The organism is Pseudomonas sp. RL_105y_Pfl2_101 (assembly GCF_963970585.1).
GTDB lineage: Bacteria > Pseudomonadota > Gammaproteobacteria > Pseudomonadales > Pseudomonadaceae > Aquipseudomonas.
In genome coordinates, this window is the sequence record NZ_CAXAPG010000006.1 from 215,458 (window position 1) to 232,764 (window position 17,307).

Here is a 17,307-nt window from a genome sequence, read left to right on the forward strand (position 1 = left end):
ATATCAGTGACAGAGATGTTGGCTGATGCCCCGCTATCGCGAGCAAGCTCCCCACAGGTGTTTTGTGTGGTTCAGGATTGCGCGGTCTCCCGCGAACGCTGCCGCTCCTCGCGCTCCAGCTCAGCCTTGTAGCTATGGGCGTCCGTCTCGGAGTGGAACATCCCCACCAGCAAATCCTGTTGATGCACGTCCCAAATCCGGATGCCGGCGGCAATGCCTTCATGGGACATATGGGCGTCGTCGCGTTCAGTTACTTTCACAGTCATCTTGCAAGCTCCAATCTCTGTTATCTGCAGCAAGGCGTGTGCAGGGCTTTGTTATAGATTTGGATAGTGTGCTAAGTAAATGCCTCGGTTCGTTAAGAAGTTTTCATGCAAAGCGCAACAATCCTGCAGGCCAGACGGTGCGCGGCATTCGGTCGCAGGGGGAGCTCATGAAAAATATTTCATGTTGCAGCGGCAACTTGAGTGAACGCAAAACCCCTGTGGGAGCGAGCTTGCTCGCGAAGAGGCCAGCCCAGGCAACAACAATTCCCCGCAAAACGAAGGCTCAAGCCGTTGCACCAAGCTCGACGAATGGCATGCCTGCAAGAGATTTTTTTAAACGTACCTGTCAACTCTGACAGTTACCTCATTCCCCAAAAACCTGTCTATTTCTATCCAACGCGGTGCGACGGGATGTGTTTGGGTAATCTCTGACGGAAAATTGAGTTGCGTTGTCGTTTGGCGTTCCCCGCAGCCCTGAATTGAACCCGGGTCTATTAGCTTTAAGAAGGGCGCTTAGTACTTGTTTTTTATCTTTATCGATAGTGTTTGGCTTCTGTATGTTTCAATATTTTTAAAGTTTCTCTTCGGTGAGAGCGAGCCTTGATGGCTGCAATCAATGTCACCGCTAACTGACACACCCCTATCGCGAGCAAGCTCGCACAGTGGGTATGTGGCGGGCTTGAAAACCGGGCAACAAAAAGCCCCGCATGGGCGGGGCTTCTTGTTGTCGGCGTCGATTAGCTGCCTTTCACAGCCTTGCCGTTGACCGTGCCGTCCAGGAGCATGATGTTGTACTCCTTGCCGTCGGTCTCGACCTGTTGCAGGCGCACCAGCAGGTAGTCCCAGTCCTTGGCGAACCAGAGCACGGTGATGCGCTTGCTTTGTGTCGGGTCGCGCACGCGCTCGACCTTGATCGCGTCGATCTGGCCGGCCTTGGTGTCGACCTTCTCCGAACCCAGGACGCGGAAGTCATAGGTATCGACTTCGCCATCATCGACGACCTGATAGCTCATGCTTTTCTTGCCGGCTGCTACGTCGTGCTGCAGGGCCAACTGGTAAGTGGATTTATCGACCATGCCACGGTTGAGCGGCAGCTTGACCGCGTCACCGCGATCGGTGCCGGTGACCATCTTGGTATTCCAGTCGAAGTCCAGGTCGGCCTTCTTGGCCTTGCCCAGGCCGCCTCGTTCGAAGTGGTACGACTGTGGCAGCAGGGTGTCCTTGTCCAGGGTCAGGGTGCTTTCTTCGGTCAGGCTGGCGATCATCATCGAAGCCTTGAAGCTCAGCTTCCAGGTGCCGTTGGCTTCCTTGGTCAGGTTGCGCTCGGCGGTGCCGCTCATGGGCAACTGTTTCCAGTCGGCGGTGTAGCTGGCGGAGAACGGTTGAAGTTCTGCGGCCTGTGCCAGGGGCAAGGCAAGCAGAGCGCAAGCGAAGAGCAGGGCGCGACGCATAAAATCTCCTAGTATCGAATCAAATGGCCGCTGGCGGCGAGCAACTGGCCGTCCAGTGAGGCACCGCGATCGTCGAGGGTCAGCCTTCCTTCGGCAAACCAACGCACGGCCATCGGGTAGATCTGGTGCTCGCGGGCGTGAACCCGTTGCGCCAGGCTTTGCGGCGTGTCGTGCAACTCTACCGGTATTACTGCCTGTACGACCAGTGGTCCGCCATCGAGTTCCTCGGTGACAAAGTGCACAGAGCAGCCATGCTCCGTGTCTCCGGCCTCCAGCGCGCGCTGATGAGTGTGTAACCCTTTGTATTTGGGCAGCAGCGAGGGATGGATATTGAACAGGCGGCCCTGGTAGTGACGCACGAAGCCAGCGCTGAGGATGCGCATGAAGCCAGCGAGTACCACCAGTTGCGGATTGAAGGTGTCGATTTGCTCGATCAACGCGGCGTCGAAGGCTTCGCGGCCCTCGAACGCCTTGTGATCCAGAACGCGGGCGTCGATACCCGCCTCCTTGGCGCGTTGCAGGCCGTAGGCATCGGCGCGGTTGGAAATCACCGCGCGGATACGGACCGGGCTGTCGCCGGTCCGCGTGCTGTCGATCAAGGCCTGCAAGTTACTGCCGGTGCCGGACAGCAGCACCACCACGTCACAGGTTGAAGACATCAGTGCGCCTTAAGGTTTTTCAGCTCGACCTGTGCAGCGCCTTCGGCCGCCGTAGCGATCTGGCCGATGACCCAAGGCTGCTCGCCAGCTTCACGCAATACGTTCAGGGCCGTCTCGACGTGCTCCTGGGCCACGCAGACGACCATGCCCACGCCGCAGTTCAGCACGCGGTGCATTTCGGTTTCATCGACATTGCCTTTCTCTTGCAGCCAGTCGAACACCGCCGGGCGGGTCCAGCTCGCCACGTCGACCACGGCCTGGGCGCCTTTGGGCAGTACACGCGGGATATTGTCCAGCAGGCCACCACCAGTGATGTGGGCCATGGCCTTGACGGTGCCGGTGTCCTTGATCAGCTTGAGCAGCGGCTTGACGTAGATGCGGGTAGGGGCCATCAGCAGGTCGGCCAGTGGCTTGCCGTCGAGCTGGGTGTTTTCGATGTCTGCACCCGAGACTTCGATGATCTTGCGGATCAGTGAATAGCCGTTGGAGTGCGGGCCGGAGGACGGCAGGGCGAGCAGGGCATCGCCAGCGGCGACTTTCGAGCCGTCGATGATCTCGGCCTTTTCCACGACGCCGACGCAGAAGCCGGCCAGGTCGTAGTCTTCGCCTTCGTACATGCCAGGCATTTCCGCGGTTTCGCCGCCGACCAGGGAGCAGCCGGACAGTTCACAGCCGGCGCCGATGCCGGTCACGACCTGGGCGGCGGTGTCGACGTTGAGCTTGCCGGTGGCGTAGTAGTCGAGAAAGAACAGCGGCTCGGCGCCGCAGACCACCAGGTCGTTCACGCACATGGCCACCAGGTCGATGCCGATGCTGTCGTGCTTGTTCAGGTTCAGGGCCAGGCGCAGCTTGGTGCCGACGCCGTCGGTGCCCGAGACCAGGACCGGTTGCTTGTAGCCGGCCGGGATCTCGCAGAGGGCGCCGAACCCCCCCAGGCCGCCCATGACTTCCGGGCGCGCAGTGCGCTTGGCGACGCTCTTGATGCGTTCGACCAATGCTTCACCGGCGTCGATGTCTACACCGGCGTCCTTGTAGCTCAGGGAGGGTTGCTTGCTCATGATCCAGGCCTTTAGGGGGGGGATTTCTGGGTAACGACCGACGCCGGGGCCATTGAATAACCGTTGTACGAATTATTCCGGGAGCCCAGCCATTGCCGGTCTGCGAAGGCGCGCGATTTTATCAGGCTTGAGGGGCAGCGGCCATCCTCGCGCCGACGGGCAGGGACATATCCACGGAAAAAAACCGATATTTCTTATATTGGTACTGCGCAACGCCTCTGTATAAGGTGTAGCGGTAACCGGTTATGGTGATGACCGTGCGAAACTTTCACCAGGTGTGTGAATGTTTTGCCGGGTGCTGTGGTCACAGCCATGCTCAATCTTCTTCACACGGCCTGTTCCAGCCGTTATGTCCGGGAATCTTCCATGCGTTTGTTCAAATTCTTGTCCGTGAGCTGCTTGTCGCTGGTCAGCCTGGCGAGCCATGCCGAAACCGTCAATGCCCTCTATCAAGTGCTCGAGCCGGTCACCAGCCAGGCACCGGAGGAGCGCAACCAGGCGACGCTGCGTGCCCTGGATACGTTGGTGCAGCGCCTGACTGGCGACGCGAAGGCGGCCCAGAATCCAGGCTTGGCGGCTATCCGCCAGGACCCGCAACAGATCATTCTTCAATATGGCTACGACGCCGGTCCACCGGAAAGCCTCAAGGTGGACTTCGACCCGGCGAGCACCGACCGCGCATTGCGCTCGGCAGGGTTGTCGCTGTGGAGCGCGAACAGGCCATCGATCCTGGGCTGGTGGCTGAACGACTCGGTCGAGGGCTCCAGTCTGGTGGGTGATGGCCAGGCCAGCGCCACGCTATTGCGGCGTGCCGCCCAGCATCGGGGCCTGGCCTTGCACCTGCCGCTGGCGGACTTGAGCGAGCAAATCGTTGCCACCGCACCGAACCTGGAAGGCAGCGACCCGGCGCCTTTACGTGATGCCTCGGAGCGCTACGCGACAGACGCCTTGCTGGCGGTCCACGCCAAGGAAGAGGACGGGCAGTGGCAGGGGGCTTGGCGCCTGTGGCTGGGGGATCAACGCGAGCAGGGCACTGCCCAGGGTGCCAATCCTGCGGCCCTGGCCGACGCGGTCATGCTCGCGGTGAACCAGCGCCTGGCGCCACGTTTCGTCACCAAGCCGGGCGTGGCCACTGAGCAACTGCTGGAAGTGCAGGGCATGAACCTGGAGCGTTACGCGGCGCTTGGGCGTCTGCTCGAGCCGTTCGACGGGCAGTTGCAGTGGGTTGAAGGCGACCGGATCGTCTATCGGGTCAACGGCAGTGCCGAACAACTGAAGGCGCAGTTGGCCCTGGCGAAACTGCAGGAGATCCCGCCCGGCGAGGCCGTCGCGCCAGTGCCAGTGGCGCCGCCCGCCGCCGATGGCTCGGCCCCGGTTGCAGCGCCTGTGCCGGAGCCGGCAGCCAATCTGCGCTTCCGCTGGTAGGTTTTCTTTCTTTTATATAGCTAGGAGTGGTTCATGGGCGATACGCGGCGTTGGTTCTGGTTGGGCGGGGTTGCCCTGCTGATTGCGCTTATCTATTTGCTGCATCCGATCCTGACGCCATTCCTGGTTGCGCTGCTGCTGGCCTATCTGTTCGACCCGGTGGTGGATCGCCTGGAAAAACTCGGTCTGTCGCGAACCTGGGGCGTGGTGGCGGTGTTTGCGCTGTTCACCTTGATTGTGGGTGCACTGTTGCTGGTGCTGATCCCGATGCTCGCCAAGCAACTGCTGCGCTTGTACGAATTGGTGCCGCAGATGCTCGATTGGTTGCAGCACAGCGCGGTGCCGTGGGTGCAGTCGAAGCTGGGGTTGGCGGACGGTTTCTGGAAGTTCGACAAGGTCAAGGCGGCCATCAGCGAGCACATGGGGCAAACCACCGACATCGTTGGCGTGGTGTTGAGCCAGGCCACGGCCTCGGGCCTGGCGTTGATCGGCTGGCTGGCGAACCTGGTGCTGATTCCAGTGGTGGCCTTCTATCTACTGCGAGACTGGGACCTGATGATGGCGAAGATTCGCAGCCTACTGCCGCGTCATCGAGAAGAACGCATCATGACCCTGACCGGCGAATGCCATGAAGTGCTGGGGGCGTTCGTGCGCGGGCAACTGCTGGTGATGGTAGCCCTGGGCTTCATCTATGCGGCTGGGCTGATGCTGATAGGGCTGGAGCTGGGGCTGTTGATCGGCTTGATCGCCGGGCTGGCGGCCATCGTGCCGTACATGGGCTTTGTGATTGGCATTGGCGCGGCTTTAGTTGCCGGGTTGTTCCAGTTCGGCGGCGACCTGTACCCGATGGTGGGCATCGTCGCGGTGTTCATGGTCGGCCAGGCCCTGGAGGGCATGGTGCTGACGCCGCTGCTGGTGGGCGACCGCATTGGCCTGCACCCGGTGGCGGTGATCTTCGCGATCCTGGCGGGGGGCGAATTGTTCGGCTTCACCGGGATCCTGCTGGCGTTGCCGGTGGCGGCGGTGATCATGGTGCTGGTGCGGCATATGCACGATCTGTACAAGGATTCGGACATCTACAGCGGCGTCGAAGACCCTGGCCTATAGGGTAAATAGCAGGCGGTGTGTCAGGGAAACTGACGCTCCGCGCCCATGCCGCTGCAAACCTTTGATTTTGCTCGTGGTCCGGCGCATTGTGCGGTCCGCGTCACGGGTATAAACTTTGCGCACTTTACACAGAGGCCACTAACGGTTCCCGAGGAACTGTTCAGTCAGCATGAAACCGATTCAGCTGCCCCTAGGTGTGCGTCTGCGTGATGACGCCACCTTTATCAATTACTACCCAGGCGCCAATGCCGCTGCACTCGGCTATGTTGAGCGGCTTTGCGAAGCCGACGCCGGCTGGACCGAAAGCCTGATTTATCTGTGGGGCAAGGACGGGGTAGGGCGCACGCACCTGTTGCAGGCCGCGTGTCTGCGGTTCGAGCAATTGGGCGAACCTGCGGTCTACCTGCCGCTGGCCGAGTTGCTCGACCGCGGCGTTGAAATTCTCGACAATCTCGAACAGTACGAACTGGTTTGCCTGGATGATCTCCAGGCCGTGGCCGGCAAGGCTGATTGGGAAGAAGCGCTGTTTCACCTGTTCAATCGGTTGCGCGACAGCGGTCGGCGTTTGCTGATCGCCGCGTCGACGTCGCCTCGGGAGCTGCCGGTGAAGCTGGCGGACCTCAAGTCTCGTCTCACCCTGGCACTGATTTTCCAGATGCGCCCGCTTTCCGACGAAGACAAACTCCGCGCCTTGCAGCTGCGCGCTTCCCGGCGCGGCCTGCACCTGACCGACGAAGTCGGGCATTTCATCCTCACCCGTGGTACCCGCAGCATGAGCGCGTTGTTCGAACTGCTCGAACGCCTCGACCAGGCCTCACTCCAGGCCCAGCGCAAGCTGACTATTCCTTTTTTGAAAGAAACATTGGGCTGGTAGAACCGTTGCTGGTAGTGGCTCATGGCCTGCTCTGGACGTGGCGAAACCCGCGGTCCTGCTGGGCGGCAGGCCACGTGACGTTCAAAATGGGCATAAGCGCTTAGATGTAAACGTAAAACCGAGAAGTCACATTTGCATCGATTGAATTTGCAAATGAGGTTGATAGAAGGCATAGTCCCGCCATCTTTACTACTTCAGCCACGGTCGTGCCCATGCTAAATCGCTTCGCACCCCTCGTGCCTCTCGCACTTGTTACCCTGTTGTTTGGTTGCGCTGCCCACTCTCCAGTGACTCAGCAAGAGCAACAACCACAGGTCAAGAATACCGTTAATACCGTTACCGCCCAGTCTTCCTCCGTTGCGTTCCAGGAAGAAATGGCCTCCGACAAAGAGCTCGCAGCCTTCGCCGGTAGCAAGCCTTACCAGCTTCCAGTACTGGCCGACAGCATCCTGGAGCGCGGTATGTCGTTGATCGGTACCCGCTACCGTTTTGGTGGTACCTCTGAAGCCGGCTTCGATTGCAGCGGTTTCATCGGTTATCTGTTCCGCGAAGAGGCCGGTATGAACTTGCCGCGTTCCACTCGCGAAATGATCAACGTGAACGCCCCACTGGTGGCTCGCAACGAACTTGAACCCGGTGACCTGCTGTTCTTCAGCACCAGCGGTCGTCGCGGTCGCGTCAGCCATGCCGGTATCTACCTGGGCGACAACCAGTTCATCCATTCCAGCAGCCGCCGCAGCGGTGGGGTGCGGATCGACAACCTGGACAACAGCTACTGGAGCAAGACCTTCATCGAAGCCAAGCGCGCCCTCGCCATGGCCCCGACTGTTGTCACTGCTCGCAAGTAAGCACACAGTTTATAAGGCAAACTTAAAGTCTTACTTGAAGTTTGCCTTATAGCCGCTAGAATCCTTGATCATTGATTGATGGCAATCCGCCTGCGTACTCCGCAGGCGCATTTGTTTTCATGCACACGGCAGAAAAGCCGCATCCAGATCAGGATTGTTCTGCATATGTCGACGTCGGCCCGCCTCGCTCTCATGTTTCTTGCCGCGCTGCTCAGCGCGTGCGCCAGCCGCACTCCGCCGCCTGCTCCAGTGCGAGTTCCAGTGGTCTTTACCCCCTCGCAACCCTTTTCCCCGGTTGCCGAAGATGTGCTCTTCCGGGCGCTTGGCCTGGTGGGCACACCTTATCGTTGGGGCGGTAATACACCGGATTCGGGTTTTGACTGCAGTGGCCTGATTGGCTATGTGTACCGCGACGCTGCCGGCATTTCCCTGCCGCGTTCCACCCGCGAGATGATCGGCATGCGTGCCCTGGATGTTGGCAAGGAAGCCTTGCAGAGCGGCGATTTGATTTTCTTCGCCACCAACGGCGGCTCCCAGGTCAGCCATGCCGGGATCTATGTCGGTGAGGGACGTTTCGTTCACGCGCCGGCCACGGGGGGTACGGTCAAGCTCGATAGCCTGTCCAAGGCCTATTGGCAGAGGACTTACCTGAGCGCCAAGCGTGTGCTGCAGCCGGAGCATCTGGCGCGCAATCCCTGAGTGGTTGTTGTCCTGGTCTGTGGGAGCAAGGCTTGCCGGCGATGAAGGCGATACGGTCTTTCAGAGATCGAGGTGCCTGTTTCGCGGGCAAGCCTTGCTCCCACAGATCGGGCGGTGCACACACGCAGGTGTGCCGGCCTTATTTACCTGACACGCGCCATATCTTGTTCCCCACATCATCGGCCACCAACAACCCACCCTGCTTGTCGATCACTACGCCCACTGGCCGCCCCTGGGCTTTTTCGTCGGCGTTCAGGAAACCGGTGAGCACATCTACGGGTTGCCCCACCGGCTTGCCGCCGTTGAACGGTACGAAAATCACTTTATAACCACTGTGGGGCTTACGGTTCCAGGAGCCGTGCTGGCCGACGAAGGCCCCTTCGGTAAACGGTGCAGGCAAGGTGCTGCCCTCGGCGAAGGTCAGGCCCAATGAGGCGGTGTGAGGGCCGACGGCGTAGTCCGGGGCAATGGCCTTGGCCACCAGGGCCGGGTTTTGTGGTTCGACCCGGACGTCGACGTTCTGCCCATAATAGCTGTAGGGCCAGCCATAGAAGGCCCCGTCCTTGACCGACGTAATGTAGTCCGGCACCAGGTCGCTGCCGATCTCATCCCGTTCGTTCACCGCTGTCCAGAGCGCGCCGCTGCGGGGCTCCCAGGCCAGGCCGTTGGGGTTGCGCAGGCCCGAGGCGAAGATGCGGTGATTGCCGCTGGCACGGTCCACTTCCCAGATGGCGGCGCGACCTTCTTCGGCCTCCATGCCGTTTTCCGCGACGTTACTGTTCGAGCCGGTGGTGACGTACAGCTTGCTGCCGTCGCGGCTGGCAATCACGTTCTTGGTCCAGTGATGGTTGAGTGTGCCACCGGGCAGATCGACGACCTTGGTCGGCTGCGTCTTGATTTGCGTGTCACCGTCCTTATAGGGAAAGCGGATCAGCCGGTCGGTATCGGCCACGTACAGGTCATTGCCGACCAGGGTCATGCCGAACGGTGAATTGAGATTTTCCAGGAACACCGTGCGGGTTTCGGCGATGCCGTCGTGATTGGCGTCGCGCAGCAGTGTGATGCGATTGGGGCTGGGCACGCCGGCGCCGGCGCGGCCCATGACTTTTTTCATCACCCAGCCCCGGATGCCCTTGGCGTCGTCCGGCTTGGGCGGGGCGTTGGTTTCGGCCACTAGCACATCGCCATTGGGCAACACGTAAAGCCAGCGCGGATGGTCCAGCCCTTCGGCGAACGCGCCCACTTGCAGGCCCTGGGCTGGGGTAGGCTTGGCGCCTTGTGGCCAGCCGATGGCTTCGGCGATGTTGACGGTGGGGACCAGGGTCTTGTTCGGTTCAGGCAGTTTCGGCGCTGGGCCGGTGCCGTCGGACACTTGCAAGGTGGACGACTCGCCACAAGCGACAAGCCCGGCGGCAAGGGCGACGATCAGGAGATGGGGTGGCTTGAGCATGCTGGCTTCCCTATGAATGCATGTAGTTATTCATAGAGGAGCGTAGACGCGCGATGGTTCAACTGTGGGTAGGACTGTCAGCCAGGCAGGCCCCTGTGATGCATATGGATTTTGTGCCTGCTGAAAATCCAGTGTGGGAGCGAGCTTGCTCGCGATGGCGGTGCATCAGCCTGTGTTGATGTTGACTGGCACACCGTTATCGCGAGCAAGCTCCCACACCAGATCTCTTACCGTTCCCTGCTGAACGAATCAACCATGAGCCTGCTTGAACAGCACCGCAATGCCAGGGTGGTAATGCCCGGCTTCGTTGCGCAACTTGCGGTAGGCGTAAGGGAAGTACCAGGCCACGGCGCAGGTGTTTTCCTTCTGCAGGTCGTCGATAATGTCCTGCAATTCTTCGGGTGTGGCGCTTTGCTGGGCTTTTTGTGGCGAGACGAACAGGCAGCCCAGCTTCAGGTCGCTGGCGTAGCTGATGCGCTTGGCATCGCTGGCGGCTTCGAGCAGCGGTTGGGTCAGGTTCAAGTTGTTGACCTTGGGCCAGCGTTGGGTGGCCTGGATGAAGGCGCGCTCTTCGGTGCTGGCGATGAACAGGTCGGCGCTGACGTTGCGTTCGCCTTCTTCATTCTGCTTGCGGGTTGGCGCGTTTTGCAGCGTGACCATCTCGGCCATCCAGGCTGCGGCTGATAGCAACCCAAGGTTGGCTTTTTCATCGAACCAGTAGGGCGTGTCGTTATCGCCGCGCACGGCATTGTAGCGGTCGATACAGTCAAACCAGCGTTCCAGCGCCGGGCGCAGGAATTCCAATTTTGGATTGCTGATGATCATGCCTTGCATGCTTTTGCCCTCTTGTTCTTGTGATATCGGGTCGTAATGTCGCTTTGATATCACTTGCCGCAGAATCCCACAAGATTGGCGTCATTTTATTGATCGGCGCCAATGATCGCCCCGACAGGCGGCTTTAATTGACGCTCCACCCCCAACCCTCTAACCTTCGCCGCTTGTTTCAGGTGCTCTGTGGCTGCGGTCGACAGAGTGAAACAGGGAAGCCGGTGAGTGCACACGAACCCGGCGCTGCCCCCGCAACGGTAAATGAGTCAACGCTGTGCTCAAGCCACTGTGTCGCCAGACATGGGAAGGCGCGCAGCCAGGCACCACGCCGCTCATGAGCCCGGAGACCGGCCTGATTCATCCAACGGCATCACGGTGGGCGATGCCAGGCTTGTTGCCGTCTTTTTTTGTGCCCGCCCGCCGTTGTCCAATCCCAAACGGAGGCTTCCCATGACCGACTCCCTCATCACCGACACGTCCGATCGCGATGAGCGCCACCTGGCGCGCATGCTGCGCAAGAAAGCTGTGATCGACGAGCGCATCGCCAACTCGCCGAATGAATGCGGCCTGCTGCTGGTGCTGACGGGCAATGGCAAGGGCAAAAGCAGTTCGGCGTTCGGCATGCTTGCGCGGTCCATGGGCCACGGCATGCAATGCGGCGTGGTGCAGTTCATCAAGGGGCGCAACAGCACCGGTGAAGAGCTGTTCTTGCGCCGCTTCCCGGAGCAGGTACGCTTTCATGTCATGGGCGAAGGGTTTACTTGGGAAACCCAAGATCGCCAGCGCGACATCGCCGCTGCCGAAGCCGCTTGGGCGGTATCACGTCAGTTGCTCAACGATCCGTCCATCGGCCTGGTGGTGCTCGACGAGTTGAACATTGCCCTCAAGCACGGTTACCTCGACCTCGATCAGGTGCTGAGCGATCTGCAGGCCCGTCCGCCGATGCAGCATGTGGTGGTGACCGGTCGTGGCGCCAAGCCCGAGATGATCGAGCTGGCCGACACCGTGACCGAAATGGGCATGATCAAGCACGCATTCCAGGCGGGTATCAAGGCGCAGAAAGGCGTCGAACTGTGAGCGATCCCGCCATGACCCGCCGCCACTGTCCGGCGGTGCTGATCGCAGCGCCGGCCTCGGGCCAAGGCAAGACCACCGTCACTGCGGCGCTGGCCCGGTTGCATCGCAACCAGGGACGCAAGGTGCGTGTATTCAAATGCGGCCCGGATTTTCTCGACCCGATGATCCTGGAGCGGGCCAGTGGCGCGCCGGTCTATCAATTGGACATGTGGATGGTCGGTGAGCAGGAAAGTCGCCGACTGTTGTGGGAAGCCGCTGCCGAAGCGGACCTGATCCTGATCGAAGGGGTCATGGGGCTGTTCGACGGCACCCCGTCGAGCGCCGACCTGGCGCGGCATTTTGGCGTGCCGGTGTTGGCGGTGATCGATGGCACGGCCATGGCCCAGACTTTCGGCGCCCTGGCCCTGGGCCTGGCGCGTTATCAACCCGATCTGCCGTTCGCCGGGGTCTTGGCCAACCGGGTCGGCACCTTGCGCCACGCGCAATTGCTCGAAGGCAGCCTGACCGAAGGCCTGCGCTGGTACGGCGCGCTGTCCCGGGAAACCGGCATCGAATTGCCCAGTCGTCATCTCGGGTTGGTCCAGGCCAGCGAGTTGAACGACTTGGACGCGCGCCTCGACGCGGCGGCCGAGGCCTTGGCCGGGAGTTGCGAAGTGGCGCTGCCGCCAGCGGTGGCATTCGCCGCGCCCGAGGTGATCGCCGTCGAGCCGTGGCTCGCCGGGGTGCGCATCGCCGTAGCCCGGGACGAAGCGTTTGCCTTCACCTATGGCGCCAGCCTTGATCTGCTGCGGGCCATGGGCGCGCAGTTGAGCTTCTTTTCTCCGATCCATGACAGCGAACTGCCCGAGGCGGACAGCCTTTATCTGCCTGGCGGTTATCCAGAGCTGCACCACGTTGCGCTGGCCCTGAATACGCCGATGCTCGCCGCGATCCGTGCCCACCATGCAGCCGATAAACCGTTGCTCGCCGAATGCGGCGGCATGTTGTATCTGCTCGATTCATTGACCGATGTCGACGGCGTGCGCGCCGAACTGCTGGGGCTGCTGGCCGGTGATGCGCAGATGCAAAAGCGCCTGGCAGCCCTGGCGCTGCAATCGGTGGATTTGCCGGAAGGCGACCTACGTGGGCACACCTATCATCATTCGCTGACCAGCACCGAGCTTGAACCGATTGCCCGTGGCCATAGCCCCAACGGCGGGCGCGGGGCGGAAGCGGTGTTCCGGCAGGGGCGGATGACGGCTTCCTATGTTCATTTTTATTTTCCGTCCAATCCCAAGGCGATTGCTGCGTTGTTTGCGCCTGATCCTGAGACCGCTATCGCGAGCAGGCTCGCTCCCACAGGGGACCCAGTGATCTCAAGTGCAACGCTAGCCAATGTGGGAGCGAGCTTGCTCGCGAAGAGGCCATGACCGACACCGCTTTCTCCCAGGCCGAACGCGACGCCATCTACCGCGCCATCGCCGAACGCCGCGACATGCGCCACTTCAGCGGTGGCACGGTTGAGCCGGCCTTGCTGCGCCGTCTGCTGGAAGCCGCGCACCAGGCCCCCAGCGTCGGCCTGATGCAACCGTGGCGATTCATCCGCATCAGCGACCGCGCCTTGCGTGGGCAGATCCGCCAACTGGTGGAGCAGGAACGCATTTGCACCGCCGAGGCCCTGGGTGAGCGCAGCGATGAATTCATGAAGCTCAAGGTCGAAGGTATCGACGACTGCGCCGAAGTGCTGGTGGCGGCATTGATGGAGGATCGCGAGCGACACATCTTCGGTCGCCGGACCTTGCCGGAAATGGACCTGGCCTCGCTGTCCTGCGCGATCCAGAACCTATGGCTGGCTTCCCGCGCCGAAGGGCTGGGGATGGGCTGGGTGTCGTTGTTCGAGCCCCTGGCCCTGGCCGACCTGCTGGGCTTGCCCGCTGGGGCCAAGCCGCTGGCGATCCTCTGTCTGGGCCCGGTCGAGGGGTTTTATCCGGCACCGATGCTCGCCCTGGAAGGTTGGGCGCAACCGCGTCCGCTCAATGAACTGCTGTATGAAAACCGTTGGGGAGTGAGCCCATGAGTGTGGCGTTGATCAGTGTCGCCGCGGTGGCGCTGGATGCGCTGTTGGGCGAGCCTCGGCGCTGGCATCCGCTGGTGGCGTTCGGCGGTTTTGCCAATCGCATCGAACAACGTTTCAACTCAGGCGGACGCGGCTGGCGCAGTCATGGGGTGACGGCGTGGTTCATCGCCGTGGTGCCGTTGACCTTGCTCGCCACGGCCCTTTCGTGGGCGCCGATGGTGGGCTGGTTGGTGGAGATCCTCGCCTTGTACTGCGCCCTCGGCCTGCGCAGCCTCGGTGAACATGTCGAGCCGGTGGCGCGGGCATTGCGCAGTGGCGATCTGGACGAGGCGCGCAAGCGTGTCGGCTATCTGGTCAGTCGCGAAACGGCTGAACTGGATGAAACCGCCGTGGCCCGCGCCGCCACCGAGTCGGTGCTGGAAAACGGCAGCGACGCGGTGTTCGCCGCGCTGTTCTGGTTCGCCGTGGCCGGCGCGCCCGGGGTGGTGTTGTACCGCCTGAGCAATACCCTCGACGCCATGTGGGGTTATCGCAACGAACGCTTCGAGCGCTTCGGTTGGGCGGCGGCAAAAATCGACGATGGGCTCAACTATATTCCGGCGCGCCTGGTGGCATTGACCTACGCGCTGCTCGGCAAAACCCGCCTGGCGCTCAAGTGCTGGCGCACCCAGGGGCCGACCTGGGACAGCCCCAACGCTGGACCGGTGATGGCCGCCGGTGCCGGAGCGCTGGGTGTCGAGCTGGGCGGGGCGGCGGTTTATCACGGCGAGCTGCATCAACGTCCAGCGCTGGGCGAAGGCGTGCCGGCGAGTGCCGACGCCATTGATCGCGGCTGGCAATTGGTCCAGCGCGGCGTATGGTTATGGCTGCTGATTCTTTGCCTGGGAGCTGAGTTTTATGCTTGAACACGGTGGCCGCTTGCGCAACGCAGTCCGGCAATACGGCATTGGCGAAGCGGATTGGCTCGACTTGTCCAGCGGCCTGGCACCTTGGCCGTTCGACGTCCCGGCGATTCCGCAGCGGGCCTGGGCGCGTCTGCCGGAAACCGATGACGGCTTGGAACAGGCCGCCTGCGATTATTACGGCGCACTGAATGTGCTGCCGGTGGCCGGTTCGCAGATGGCCATCCAGCTGTTGCCGCGCCTGCGCCGGGCCGGCAAGGTCGGTGTCTTGTCGCCCTGTTACGCCGAGCACGCCGAAGCCTGGCGCCGCAGCGGCTACATCGTGCGCGAAGTGCTGGAGACGGAAGTGGACTTCTTTCTCGACAGCCTCGACGTGCTGGTGGTGGTCAATCCGAACAACCCCACGGGCCTGAGCCTGGCGCCCGAGCGCTTGCTGGACTGGCATACGCGCCTGGCCCAGCGCGGTGGCTGGCTGGTGGTAGATGAAGCCTTCATGGACGTCACGCCGGCGCTGAGCCTGGCGGCGCACACCCAACTGGTCGGGCTGATCGTGCTGCGTTCGTTCGGCAAGTTCTTTGGCCTGGCCGGGGTGCGCCTGGGCTTTGTCTTGGCCGAGCGGCGCTTGCTCAAGTTGCTCGCTGAACAAGTCGGGCCGTGGGCCGTCAGCGGGCCGACCCGGGTGCTGGGCCAGGCGTGCCTGCTGGACACTGATGCCCACGCATACCAGCGCCAACGCTGCGAAGCCGCCCGCCAACGCCTGGCGCTGATGCTCGAACGCCACGGCTTCAAGCCACACGGCGGCTGCGGATTGTTCCAATGGCTGGTCACCGAACACGCCCTGGGGCTCCATGATTTCATGGCCCATCGCGGCATTCTCCTGCGCTTGTTTACCAACACCAGCAGCCTGCGCTTCGGGCTGCCGGCCGACGACAGCGAATTCCTGCGCCTCGAACAGGCCTTAGAGGCCTACGCCAAGGACACCCGATGACCACAGTGATGGTGCAGGGCACCACGTCCGATGCCGGCAAAAGTACCTTGGTCACGGCTTTATGCCGCTGGGTCCGACGCCAGGGTGTAAGCGTGGTGCCGTTCAAGCCGCAGAACATGGCCCTCAACAGCGCCGTGACGGCCGACGGCGGCGAAATCGGTCGCGCCCAGGCGGTGCAGGCCCAGGCGGCGGGGCTGGAACCGCACACCGACATGAACCCGGTGCTACTCAAGCCCAACAGCGACACTGGCGCCCAGGTGATCATCCATGGCCGTGCCGTGACCACCATGAATGCCGTGGCCTATCACGATTACAAAGCCATCGCGATGCAAGCCGTGCTGGCTTCCCACGCGCGCTTGAGCGCGGCGTATCCGGTGGTGATGGTGGAGGGCGCCGGCTCGCCGGCCGAGATCAACCTGCGTGCCGGCGACATTGCCAACATGGGATTTGCCGAAGCGGTGGACTGCCCGGTGCTGCTGATCGCCGATATCAATCGTGGCGGGGTGTTTGCCCATCTGGTCGGCACCCTGGAGTTGCTTTCGCCCAGCGAACAGGCGCGGGTCAAGGGCTTCATCATCAACCGTTTTCGCGGTGACCTCGCCTTGCTGCAACCGGGCCTGGACTGGCTGGAAGCGCGCACCGGCAAACCGGTGGTCGGCGTGTTGCCCTACGTGATGGACCTGCACCTGGAAGCCGAGGACGGCCTCGACCAGCGCCAAACCGGCAAGGCTGAACAGGTGCTCAAGGTGGTGGTGCCGGTACTGCCGCGTATCAGCAACCACACCGACTTCGATCCGCTGCGCCTGCACCCGCAGGTCGACTTGCAATTCATCGGCCCCGGCCAGCCCATCCCGCCGGCCGACCTGATCATCCTGCCCGGTTCGAAAAGCGTGCGCAGCGACCTGGCCTACCTGCGCGCCAACGGTTGGGCAGCGGCGATCAATCACCACCTGCGATACGGCGGCAAGCTGCTGGGTATTTGCGGCGGTTTGCAGATGCTCGGCCAGCAGGTCCACGACCCGTCGGGGCTGGAAGGCGCGGCCGGTTCCAGTGCCGGGCTGGGCCTGCTGGATGTCGAAACGACGCTGGAACACGAGAAGCAATTGCGCAATGTGCGCGGACGATTGGCTTTGGAAGAGGCTGAAGTCAGCGGCTATGAGATTCATGCTGGCGTAACCAGCGGCCCGGCCCTGGAACACCCGGCGGTGCATCTGGAGGATGGCCGTTGCGACGGCGCCCAGAGTCTCGACGGGCAGGTGTTCGGCACTTACCTGCATGGGCTTTTTGAATCACCGGCCGCCAGTAGCGCGTTGTTGCGCTGGGCCGGGTTGCAGGATGTGCAGGCGGTGGATTACCACGGGTTGCGCGAGCGGGATATCGAGCGGCTGGCGGATCTGGTGGAACAGCATTTGGATACTCGGTTGTTGCGTGAGCTTTGTGGGATTTGAGGTGCCTTTACCGGCCTCTTCGCGAGCAAGCCCGCTCCCACGTACACAGCAGGTTTTGTGTGGGCCCTGTGGGATTTAGAGTGGCTGGGCTGGCCTCCCACACCCCCCCCACATTGGATCTCTGATGACCACAGCATTCATGTACACCCTGGACCAACTGTGGGAGCGAGC

The 17,307-nt window shown here is 61.9% G+C and carries 17 protein-coding genes and 1 riboswitch; of the genes, 11 read left to right on the plus strand and 6 right to left on the minus strand.

Annotated features, from left to right (window positions below; all coding sequences use genetic code 11):
* Positions 1-71 precede the first annotated feature (71 nt).
* The 4 genes from AACY31_RS10190 to purM all read right to left on the minus strand — a co-directional run bounded on the left by AACY31_RS10190 (position 72) and on the right by purM (position 3,434).
* On the minus strand, positions 72-266 hold the full coding sequence (locus AACY31_RS10190) for a hypothetical protein (protein WP_053186517.1): 195 nt from the start codon (positions 264-266) through the stop codon (positions 72-74).
* A 737-nt stretch (positions 267-1,003) separates the two neighbouring features.
* Positions 1,004-1,717, minus strand: a complete 714-nt coding sequence (locus tag AACY31_RS10195; protein WP_134925419.1) for a DUF3108 domain-containing protein — start codon at positions 1,715-1,717, stop codon at positions 1,004-1,006.
* A gap of 8 nt (positions 1,718-1,725) precedes the next feature.
* Positions 1,726-2,376: a phosphoribosylglycinamide formyltransferase gene (gene purN, locus AACY31_RS10200; protein ID WP_339475154.1), complete on the minus strand. Its 651-nt coding sequence runs from the start codon at positions 2,374-2,376 to the stop codon at positions 1,726-1,728.
* Positions 2,376-3,434 (minus strand): phosphoribosylformylglycinamidine cyclo-ligase, encoded by a 1,059-nt coding sequence (gene purM, locus AACY31_RS10205; protein ID WP_339475153.1) that lies wholly within the window; start codon positions 3,432-3,434, stop codon positions 2,376-2,378. The genes purN and purM overlap by 1 nt, the downstream gene beginning before the upstream one ends.
* Positions 3,435-3,800: 366 nt before the next feature.
* Here purM and AACY31_RS10210 point away from each other — a divergent pair, with 366 nt between their 5' ends.
* The 5 genes from AACY31_RS10210 to AACY31_RS10230 all read left to right on the plus strand — a co-directional run bounded on the left by AACY31_RS10210 (position 3,801) and on the right by AACY31_RS10230 (position 8,387).
* Positions 3,801-4,859, plus strand: a complete 1,059-nt coding sequence (locus AACY31_RS10210; RefSeq protein ID WP_339475151.1) for a DUF2066 domain-containing protein — start codon at positions 3,801-3,803, stop codon at positions 4,857-4,859.
* Between the two features lie 33 nt (positions 4,860-4,892).
* Complete coding sequence (locus AACY31_RS10215; RefSeq protein ID WP_339475149.1) at positions 4,893-5,966, plus strand: AI-2E family transporter; 1,074 nt, start codon at positions 4,893-4,895, stop codon at positions 5,964-5,966.
* 169 nt (positions 5,967-6,135) lie between these two features.
* On the plus strand, positions 6,136-6,840 hold the full coding sequence (gene hda, locus AACY31_RS10220) for a DnaA regulatory inactivator Hda (RefSeq protein WP_003178999.1): 705 nt from the start codon (positions 6,136-6,138) through the stop codon (positions 6,838-6,840).
* Positions 6,841-7,052: 212 nt separating this feature from the next.
* Positions 7,053-7,688: a C40 family peptidase gene (locus AACY31_RS10225; protein ID WP_339475146.1), complete on the plus strand. Its 636-nt coding sequence runs from the start codon at positions 7,053-7,055 to the stop codon at positions 7,686-7,688.
* 165 nt (positions 7,689-7,853) lie between these two features.
* Positions 7,854-8,387 (plus strand): C40 family peptidase, encoded by a 534-nt coding sequence (locus tag AACY31_RS10230; RefSeq protein ID WP_339475143.1) that lies wholly within the window; start codon positions 7,854-7,856, stop codon positions 8,385-8,387.
* 139 nt (positions 8,388-8,526) lie between these two features.
* On the opposite strand, the gene AACY31_RS10235 is transcribed toward AACY31_RS10230, so the two are convergent.
* Both AACY31_RS10235 and AACY31_RS10240 read right to left on the minus strand, forming a co-directional pair.
* Positions 8,527-9,837, minus strand: coding sequence for a PQQ-dependent sugar dehydrogenase (locus AACY31_RS10235; protein WP_339504384.1), 1,311 nt, complete (start codon positions 9,835-9,837; stop codon positions 8,527-8,529).
* A gap of 249 nt (positions 9,838-10,086) precedes the next feature.
* On the minus strand, positions 10,087-10,671 hold the full coding sequence (locus AACY31_RS10240; RefSeq protein ID WP_339504385.1) for a hypothetical protein: 585 nt from the start codon (positions 10,669-10,671) through the stop codon (positions 10,087-10,089).
* Positions 10,672-10,825: 154 nt separating this feature from the next.
* Positions 10,826-11,035: riboswitch (cobalamin riboswitch) on the plus strand.
* 80 nt (positions 11,036-11,115) lie between these two features.
* Between AACY31_RS10240 and cobO the strand changes: the two genes are divergently transcribed.
* Genes cobO through AACY31_RS10270 form a run of 6 tightly spaced genes read left to right on the plus strand, consistent with a single transcriptional unit; the run spans position 11,116 to position 17,136 of the window.
* On the plus strand, positions 11,116-11,742 hold the full coding sequence (gene cobO, locus AACY31_RS10245) for a cob(I)yrinic acid a,c-diamide adenosyltransferase (RefSeq protein WP_445261531.1): 627 nt from the start codon (positions 11,116-11,118) through the stop codon (positions 11,740-11,742).
* A gap of 11 nt (positions 11,743-11,753) precedes the next feature.
* On the plus strand, positions 11,754-13,151 hold the full coding sequence (locus AACY31_RS10250; protein WP_339475703.1) for a cobyrinate a,c-diamide synthase: 1,398 nt from the start codon (positions 11,754-11,756) through the stop codon (positions 13,149-13,151).
* Complete coding sequence (gene bluB / locus AACY31_RS10255) at positions 13,148-13,798, plus strand: 5,6-dimethylbenzimidazole synthase (RefSeq protein WP_339504387.1); 651 nt, start codon at positions 13,148-13,150, stop codon at positions 13,796-13,798. The genes AACY31_RS10250 and bluB overlap by 4 nt, the downstream gene beginning before the upstream one ends.
* Positions 13,795-14,703 carry an adenosylcobinamide-phosphate synthase CbiB gene (gene cbiB, locus AACY31_RS10260; protein ID WP_339504388.1) on the plus strand — a complete coding sequence of 303 codons (909 nt, stop codon included), beginning with the start codon at positions 13,795-13,797 and terminating at the stop codon, positions 14,701-14,703. Before bluB ends, cbiB begins: the two co-directional genes overlap by 4 nt.
* Positions 14,696-15,688 carry a threonine-phosphate decarboxylase CobD gene (gene cobD, locus AACY31_RS10265; RefSeq protein WP_339475132.1) on the plus strand — a complete coding sequence of 331 codons (993 nt, stop codon included), beginning with the start codon at positions 14,696-14,698 and terminating at the stop codon, positions 15,686-15,688. The genes cbiB and cobD overlap by 8 nt, the downstream gene beginning before the upstream one ends.
* The gene (locus tag AACY31_RS10270) at positions 15,685-17,136 is read left to right on the plus strand and encodes a cobyric acid synthase (protein ID WP_339504389.1); all 1,452 of its coding nucleotides are present in this window, start codon (positions 15,685-15,687) and stop codon (positions 17,134-17,136) included. The genes cobD and AACY31_RS10270 overlap by 4 nt, the downstream gene beginning before the upstream one ends.
* Positions 17,137-17,307: the final 171 nt, after the last annotated feature.